A 7,377-nucleotide genomic window follows, 5' to 3' on the forward strand; every position below is an offset into this window, starting at 1 on the left:
ATTCCATTCTGGATTAGATTTTCCAGCACATATCAACGACCCATCCCTCATATTAAATGGAATAATCATTCTCTGAGCTGAATAACTTTTTATTGCTCCCTTTCTAATTATCATATCATCAAAATCAATATAATTGTGTGTGCTAATAATAATATCATTTATACTGGTATTTAAAATTTCAAGAAGTATTCTAATTATCGTGTTGGTGTTATACCGTGCATATTTTTGAGCTATAATCATATCTACAAGATAATCAAACATTTTATCATCTTCAAGATATGCCAAATCATACCATGCATCTTTGACACCTTTTTTCTCTTTCAGTTCGTCTATTAATTTATTTATTCTGGTTTTATCTTTTGTGTTTTTAACAAGTTCTTTTATTTCATCGTTTAAATCTATTTTTCTTTTATGTTCCAACAATCCTTTAGCTTTCTTAACATGATACATGCATATTGTTTTTCCAAAATTTCTAGATCCAGTATGAATACTGAAATAATATTTTCCAGTATTTTTTGATTGATTAAATTCGATAAAATGATTCAAGACTTTGATGTTGAAATTAAAACTTCTTTCATTTTTTCTAAAATTCCTTTCTTTCTCTGGCTGCACAGATTTTCATTATCATATAACATGGATGCATATGTTACCGCTTTCTTTGTAAATAATACGATATTATAAATATTGTCCCTTTTATTTCTATTTATATTTTTCTTAAAATTTAATACTTCAAAAATATTTTGTAGAATATAATCTTTGATTATATCGGATACTACACATACAGATATGAAAGGTGTATTTTTAGAAGTAATTCCTAACGAACCGTCGCCGTCAAAATATCCTCTTAAATAATGTTTTGTGAGTGTTTTATCTTCCAAAACAAAATCAGGCGGAACTATTATATTTTTCTTTTTTCCTATTGGAATATATTTAGTTAAAAAATTTCTAACATCATAATTTCCTATAGTGAGTGATATATAATGAAACTCCTTTGAAAAATTAGTATCTTTGGTATCTTCTCTAATTGAAACATTGCATATTGGTTTAAATATTTTTTCCAAATTATATATCATATCATTATCTCTATATGATATATCTAAACCAATTTTGCCCTTCTTTTTGTTTGGATCCGCCTTACAGTTATAACCATCAGTCTGTAATAATCCTATCGCATACGCCAATTCGTCTTTTTTAAATAATTCCAACATATTTTCCTCCATACTTTTAAATTTGTTCTTTTAAAAGTAAAGAGTTTTTTTTCAACATCAAATAACCCCAGTTTCATATTGATTTACTTTTATATCTGGGCTTGGACTGTCGCATCATCCTAAATGTAGGAGTCTCCTCGCTCAGTCTCTCACGGTGGAATGAATGTATTCCTTCCGCCTTGTCATCTTAAGTAAAGATTTCCAAGTCAATCAGAGGAGATTTCAGTATATTACGGCCTGGAGGCAATCATTCACCACCGCCCACTGTCCCACAAGACAATATGACTTTCTGAAAATCCATTCCTATTTTCTTGCAATGATTTTTTAACCAATTATAATCGACAATTGGGCAGTACTTACTATTTAAAAAAGAGGATATTGTTTTTATTTTTTTGTTCACATCTTCCCAATCAAATTCTTTTTCGAAATCATATATCTCTTTTTCATGCACATTGGGACCAAATGGAATTCTATCTCTTACCATTCTTACTATTTCACTTGATTTAAATTTTTCTCCCATATCGTCTTTTACTTCTATTGCAGATATGGAACAACCAATATCAACTCCAATGATATTTGGAACAATTCTATTTTCTGGCATTTTCATTGTGAAACCAATACAAGATCCAGATCCTTTATGTGCATCAGGCATGATGGCCATATAATTTGTAAATGAACAATTATTTGCCATATTATAAATTTGTGATACTGCTTCTGTCTCAATTGTTTCTGCAAATATTTTTCCGTTAGTATATTTACCTTTGAAGTCAAACATTATGAACACTCCTATTTTTTGATTATTTTAATTTCAAATGGACATTCAATGAAAAATTCACATTTATAATTACGTTCTAAATATCCATCCATGGAAGAATATAATCCATCAACATATCCTTTTTCGCTGAATATATTTTTTCTACAGAAAAATAAATGATAATCCTTAAAGTGAGATGTTGTATTATCTATAAATGAATTCATGAACCACACACAAGATTTTTCATGAGACAAATAATATTCTTTTTGATCATCATCTAACCACGGTTCGTATTTCATCATAACCCCTCAATGAAATTCAGTTCCATTTTTTCTTAAAATATAATCATCATTAATTAATTTCAGAATAACTCTTCCTAATTTAGGATCGTTTCTTTCTTTTAATGGATGAATTACAATTCCTTCTCTTATTTGTTTTTCAGTTGTTAAGGTTGTATTTCCAGTACTATATTTCTTTGCTAATTCCATGTCAAATGGTCCTCTGTATAATTCTGGAACATATTTAACACCATATTCTCTGCAATATTTTATAACCTCATCCCAATCCAAATATGATCCATTAACTTTAATATCGAATACTCTAAAATCTGCATTTTTATTTAACCCATATTGTAAATCTTGAATTTTATAACCATATATTTCTCCATACACTATAACTACACTTGCATATTTTTTAGCGAATATAGCCTCTAACATTTCTCTAACACCCGGAATAAAATATGGTTTAGAATATCTCGTTCCTTCTATTAATTTTTTTCTCATTGTATGACTACCAGCAATTGGAATAATTTCAGAATCTTTAGCAATTAAACCAACCCTAGAATTGGTCCCATGAATTTTTTCCGTGAATACAACTTTTTCACCTGGTTGAATAATATCTGGAAAATTTTTTATATTTTCTATATCTGTGTATTTATCAAACGAGGGGTGTGGTGTTTCATTATCTCCCATATTTAATTCTTCTGGCTGTACATATTTTATAATTCCGTATTTTTCTGAAACATCCAAACCAACTTCTAGGTTTTCATCATTAGGTGCCAAAAACCCATAACTCATTTCTCCTCTTAACCTAGCAGCTCTTACTCTTTGATTATTTAGATATTTAGTTACTCCCCATTTCTCTGATAATTCTAATGGGATAACGGCATCCACCGGAACATATATTGCAGTGTCGCCTTCCTTAAATTGTCCCTTTACAATAACTACCTGCCATCCTTTTATAATAACTAATTCTAATTTATCAGCATTAGCGTGTGGAGTTACTTTATCTATTTTGAGAACATCAACACTGAAAAGACTCATTTATTATTTGCCTCCTTAAGCTCAAGAATTTTCATAATATTTCCATCCTTACTTATTTGGACTTTGTGTGTTTCCGATCTTAGAGCATCAATAGTTTTTCTTATTAAAATTTCTTTTGTTATCCTATCTGTTAATATTTCTTTTTTATTTTCATCTGTTCCAACAATTCTAAATCCGAACCCATCACCAGGATTATGAAATTTTTCTATTTCTTTATTTTCCTTATCAGAAACTACAAAAGTATTTATTGCTTTAAAATGTTTCATTATTTCTTTTATTTCATCAATCCCAATGCTCTCATCAACTGCTTTTCTTCCTTTGATTTCAAAAACCATACTCGCTTCATATTTCATTTCGATTCCCTTATTGAAAATATGAATTTCGTCTATTGGGATTTCTTTATCTATTATTTTTGCACCTAATAACTGGAGTGCTTCTTTCTTTTTATCAAATCCCTCTGCATCGTAAAAATCATTGTGATTATTTGAAGAAATCCAAACTATACACCATTTCTTTTTAAATTCATCGGTTATTCTTTTATAATCAGAACTCTTCATTAATCCAAATACTAATCCAGTATATACTTTTGGAAATTCTTTTTTAAATTCAGTAATTCTAGAATTTAATTCATCAAATTCTGATGTAACATATTGCATTTTCAATTATCTCCTTTGGTGGTAATATTCACATCATATCCGAGATTATCAATAATCTTCATATCTTCTTCGCTTACTTTTGCTTTTCCACAAAAACAATAAATATTTATTGTTCCAGATTCTAGATCATCACTCATAAAAAAATCAGAATAGTCATCTTTCTCAATTGCGTTATTGATATCTTCGGCATTAACTGGCATGTATGGTAAAACCATCTGAAAAAATAAATCTCTTCCGCATGATTGACAAGTTCCTACTAATTTATTTTCCATTTACTTCCTCCTAAAAATAATTATAATGAAAAAAATAAAGAAGGACAAGCCCTTCTTTACAATAACATATATATGTTTTTATTTTATGCAAAAAAAATATTCTATATTTTAAAATAACCCGAACAAAATCAAATACATAGTATTTGTTTGCAATGGAGGGAAGTATGGAGAAAAAAATAGCAGGTATTTTAATTCTATTCGTGTTATATTTTAATTGTTTTTCTATGCAGCTGTGTGATGACACATTTATTAATTTATATAATGATGTTTCTGATACAGTGGTGTCCATAAAAACATTTATCGGGGATAATATTACTCCTTCTTTTGGAAGTGGATTTTTTGTTTCAGAAGACGGATATATAATTACAAATAATCATGTCATAGCAGATGGAAATAAATTCTTTGTTGAAACAAAAGATAATAGAAAATATTCTGCAACTCTAATTGCAACATATCAGGAAATGGATCTAGCTTTATTGAAAATAGATACACCTAGAAAATTTAAACCTGTTAAATTTGGAGATTCTAATAAATTACAGAGAGGGACTTTAGTTTTTGTGTTGGGGTCACCTCTTGCATTGAATCAAACATACACTATGGCAATGGTTAGCAATATTCATAAGACAGCAGATATTCTTGGAATGAAAATTGATAATATGATTCAATTGGATGGGACATTAAATCCTGGGAATAGCGGGGGTCCAGCTTTTAATTTAGATGGAGAAGTCATAGGTATAAATTTTGCAATACATAATTTTGGTCAAGGGATGGGATTTTGTATTTCATCAAATGAAATTAATAAATTTTGGAATGTCATTTTAAAGGAGATTAAGAAGAATGAAACTAAAACTGAATAAATCAGATGCAAATTTTATTGCGGAATGTATTAGACAAGAATTATATAGTAAACGAGCATATGTTTTGGAAAGTAATACTGTTAAAAGAATAGTAGAAATGGATGATTTTTCTTTGATAAATAAATATATAAGAACTATACCTAAAAATATTATAACTGAAGCCATGTCCCCAGATGTTGTACTGTCTGTTTCTTTTATTTTGTGGTGGATTGTCGGTGGGGTTGCCACTCTTCTGGGAACTTTGTTTGGATTGAAAAAAGGAACAGAATATGTGAAAAAAGTAAATGATATTAAAAAAGAAAATAATGAACTAAAATCACAAATTGCACAAATGAAATCTAGTAAAACGATGGATATTTCAAATATAAAATCCATTATATCATCCACATTCAAAAATTTAAAATCTGCACTATCATTAAAATATCAAGCTCTTAAAAATTTAAAACCACAAGAAATTAAAATGCCAAGTGTTGATTTCTTGAAAACCTCATCTTTATTATCTAGTGTTGGATCTGGAATTTTAATATTTGCTTTATCCGTTGGATTTGTATGGTTGATTAAATTGGGGGCAACTATGGTAAAAAAAATAATAGAATATATGAAAAATTTACATAAGGCAGATCCAAAAGTCGCAACCGCATTTGCTAATAGGGCCAAATCTGCTTCTGATAGTTTGAGAAAGAAAGCGGAGATAGCAAAAATTCAAGATAAGAAGAAGACAAATTCCGCTTCAAAAAATAATACAAAACAAAAATCAGCTGCAGTTGTTTAATTTTAAGTGTAATACGTAAAGGGGTTAATGGTGAAAGATTTATATTCTCGGTTTATAGAATATATTAACTACGTAAAAAATGTTAATATAACTCAAGATGAATTAGATAATTTCACAGTAGATTCAATATATGATCAAAAATATGTAAATCTTGTAGAAAATAAAGCAGAATTCTTGAATTTTTATGATAGGGTGCTTAAAGTGCGCTGTCATGATAGCAGTGATAATATTAGATTAAATAATCTTTTAACAGATTGGTATTCTTCTTTAAAAACATTATCTACTGAACATAGAAATTTATCTGATCCATTTAAAGCAGATTTGGAAGATATAGATAAACTATTGGAATCTTATGGTATTAATTTTTATCATTGGTTAACCCCATCTTCTAAACCATATTTCCTTATGGATCTTGTTAACCTATATCACATAAAAGGATCTCCATTATCAGTATCTGAAGCAATCAAATATTTCTTTCAATTGGACAACGAAATATATGAATACTGGTTAGAATATGTTCCTGCTGGTCCGGATCTTGTTTTCAGGGGAATTGCTTCGTTAAATAATACTTCTATTCCTGGATGGCAAAGTGAAATTTATAGACCATATAGCACATTAAATACAGATCCACATTGGTATTACACAAAACAAAATATTCTTGATTTGCATGCAGTTTCTAAAATAAAATTACCATCCATGACCCCGTTCTTTAATGTTGTGTTATCAGCAAATATAATGGATCTCAAGAAAGCATATCTAATTCTTAGCTATAGGGCAAGACTAGAATATCAGCAATGGTTAGCAACATCAAATATAGATGATAAAAAGAAATGGGAATATACTCCTTTAAATAAAAAGATTTCCTTATTGGAAGCAGTTTTAGCATACAGCATCTTATATAATGAAAAGAATAGTCGATTTCTCCCAGCAGATCCAATATCTCCAAGAATGACATGGAATCCAGATGGAGCATCCGTTTCTTTTGAAAAAGATTATGATGATTCTTTTGGCATTATAACGGTTGAAGATGATGAGCATGATCATCCAGATTTTATGCCAATGATATTCACTGGAGATCCATCAAGACTTGTTAAATATGTTCTTGATGATAGAATAGAAACCAAAAATAATATTCCAGAAAAATTACAAGAAACTGGTGCTATTTCATTTCAGACATCGGCATATGTTGGTGGTGGAATAAATCAAAATGGCGATGTAACAAATGGATTTTACAGATTTGAATTATACAACCATGAATGGGAATTTGAAAATTATCTTCCAAAGAAATTAAGAAATCATATGATGATAGCCAACGATGAATTGGTTTTTGTTTTGGGTGGTGTTGATGAAAATGGAGATCTGAATCATAATATTTATTCTTATGATTTATTTTTGAAAAATTGGACAGTACAACCATATTTATTTCCATTGAATATTCTTGATTGTGGATATTGCTTAATAGAGAAAAGAGAATTATTTATTGTTGGTGGATTTGATTTTGATTTAAGAGATTTCTCCAATAGATGTTTTAAATTT

At 29.0% G+C, this 7,377-nt stretch carries 10 protein-coding genes; 3 read left to right on the top strand and 7 right to left on the bottom strand.

Features of this window, described 5'->3' with window-relative positions; translation table 11 throughout:
- The 7 genes from M0R36_10215 to M0R36_10245 form a co-directional block, all read right to left on the bottom strand.
- On the bottom strand, positions 1 to 546 hold a 546-nt coding region (locus M0R36_10215), incomplete at its 3' end, for an RtcB family protein (GenBank protein ID MCK9556171.1).
- Positions 543 to 1,208 carry a hypothetical protein gene (locus M0R36_10220; protein ID MCK9556172.1) on the bottom strand — a complete coding sequence of 222 codons (666 nt, stop codon included), beginning with the start codon at positions 1,206 to 1,208 and terminating at the stop codon, positions 543 to 545. The genes M0R36_10215 and M0R36_10220, both read right to left, overlap by 4 nt.
- 247 nt (positions 1,209 to 1,455) lie before the next feature.
- Positions 1,456 to 1,983 carry an RtcB family protein gene (locus M0R36_10225; GenBank protein ID MCK9556173.1) on the bottom strand — a complete coding sequence of 176 codons (528 nt, stop codon included), beginning with the start codon at positions 1,981 to 1,983 and terminating at the stop codon, positions 1,456 to 1,458.
- Positions 1,984 to 1,994: 11 nt separating this feature from the next.
- Positions 1,995 to 2,264 (bottom strand): hypothetical protein, encoded by a 270-nt coding sequence (locus M0R36_10230; GenBank protein MCK9556174.1) that lies wholly within the window; start codon positions 2,262 to 2,264, stop codon positions 1,995 to 1,997.
- A 6-nt stretch (positions 2,265 to 2,270) separates the two neighbouring features.
- A complete protein-coding gene (locus M0R36_10235; protein ID MCK9556175.1) occupies positions 2,271 to 3,284 on the bottom strand; it encodes an RNA ligase (ATP) in 1,014 nt (337 codons plus the stop codon).
- The gene (locus M0R36_10240) at positions 3,281 to 3,940 is read right to left on the bottom strand and encodes a hypothetical protein (GenBank protein ID MCK9556176.1); all 660 of its coding nucleotides are present in this window, start codon (positions 3,938 to 3,940) and stop codon (positions 3,281 to 3,283) included. Before M0R36_10240 ends, M0R36_10235 begins: the two co-directional genes overlap by 4 nt.
- 2 nt (positions 3,941 to 3,942) lie before the next feature.
- Positions 3,943 to 4,212: a hypothetical protein gene (locus M0R36_10245; protein ID MCK9556177.1), complete on the bottom strand. Its 270-nt coding sequence runs from the start codon at positions 4,210 to 4,212 to the stop codon at positions 3,943 to 3,945.
- Positions 4,213 to 4,376: 164 nt separating this feature from the next.
- On the opposite strand from M0R36_10245, the gene M0R36_10250 reads away from it, so the two are divergent.
- The 3 genes from M0R36_10250 to M0R36_10260 all read left to right on the top strand — a co-directional run.
- A complete protein-coding gene (locus M0R36_10250) occupies positions 4,377 to 5,069 on the top strand; it encodes a trypsin-like peptidase domain-containing protein (GenBank protein ID MCK9556178.1) in 693 nt (230 codons plus the stop codon).
- The gene (locus M0R36_10255) at positions 5,050 to 5,841 is read left to right on the top strand and encodes a hypothetical protein (GenBank protein ID MCK9556179.1); all 792 of its coding nucleotides are present in this window, start codon (positions 5,050 to 5,052) and stop codon (positions 5,839 to 5,841) included. The genes M0R36_10250 and M0R36_10255 overlap by 20 nt, the downstream gene beginning before the upstream one ends.
- Before the next feature lie 27 nt (positions 5,842 to 5,868).
- Positions 5,869 to 7,377 (top strand): hypothetical protein (locus tag M0R36_10260; GenBank protein ID MCK9556180.1); only part of this gene is annotated, 1,509 nt, incomplete at its 3' end.

The organism is bacterium (assembly GCA_023228325.1).
In the GTDB taxonomy this organism is placed as follows: Bacteria; Auribacterota; UBA6266; order UBA6266; family UBA6266; genus UBA6266.

Bases quoted from the DNA above. Each gene is read 5' to 3' on its own strand.
- M0R36_10255 (MCK9556179.1), top strand. From the start codon at position 5,050: ATGAAACTAAAACTGAATAAATCAGATGCAAATTTTATTGCGGAATGT.
- M0R36_10240 (MCK9556176.1), bottom strand. From the start codon at position 3,940: ATGCAATATGTTACATCAGAATTTGATGAATTAAATTCTAGAATTACT.
- M0R36_10220 (MCK9556172.1), bottom strand. From the start codon at position 1,208: ATGTTGGAATTATTTAAAAAAGACGAATTGGCGTATGCGATAGGATTA.
- M0R36_10230 (MCK9556174.1), bottom strand. From the start codon at position 2,264: ATGATGAAATACGAACCGTGGTTAGATGATGATCAAAAAGAATATTAT.
- M0R36_10225 (MCK9556173.1), bottom strand. From the start codon at position 1,983: ATGTTTGACTTCAAAGGTAAATATACTAACGGAAAAATATTTGCAGAA.
- M0R36_10250 (MCK9556178.1), top strand. From the start codon at position 4,377: ATGGAGAAAAAAATAGCAGGTATTTTAATTCTATTCGTGTTATATTTT.
- M0R36_10235 (MCK9556175.1), bottom strand. From the start codon at position 3,284: ATGAGTCTTTTCAGTGTTGATGTTCTCAAAATAGATAAAGTAACTCCA.
- M0R36_10245 (MCK9556177.1), bottom strand. From the start codon at position 4,212: ATGGAAAATAAATTAGTAGGAACTTGTCAATCATGCGGAAGAGATTTA.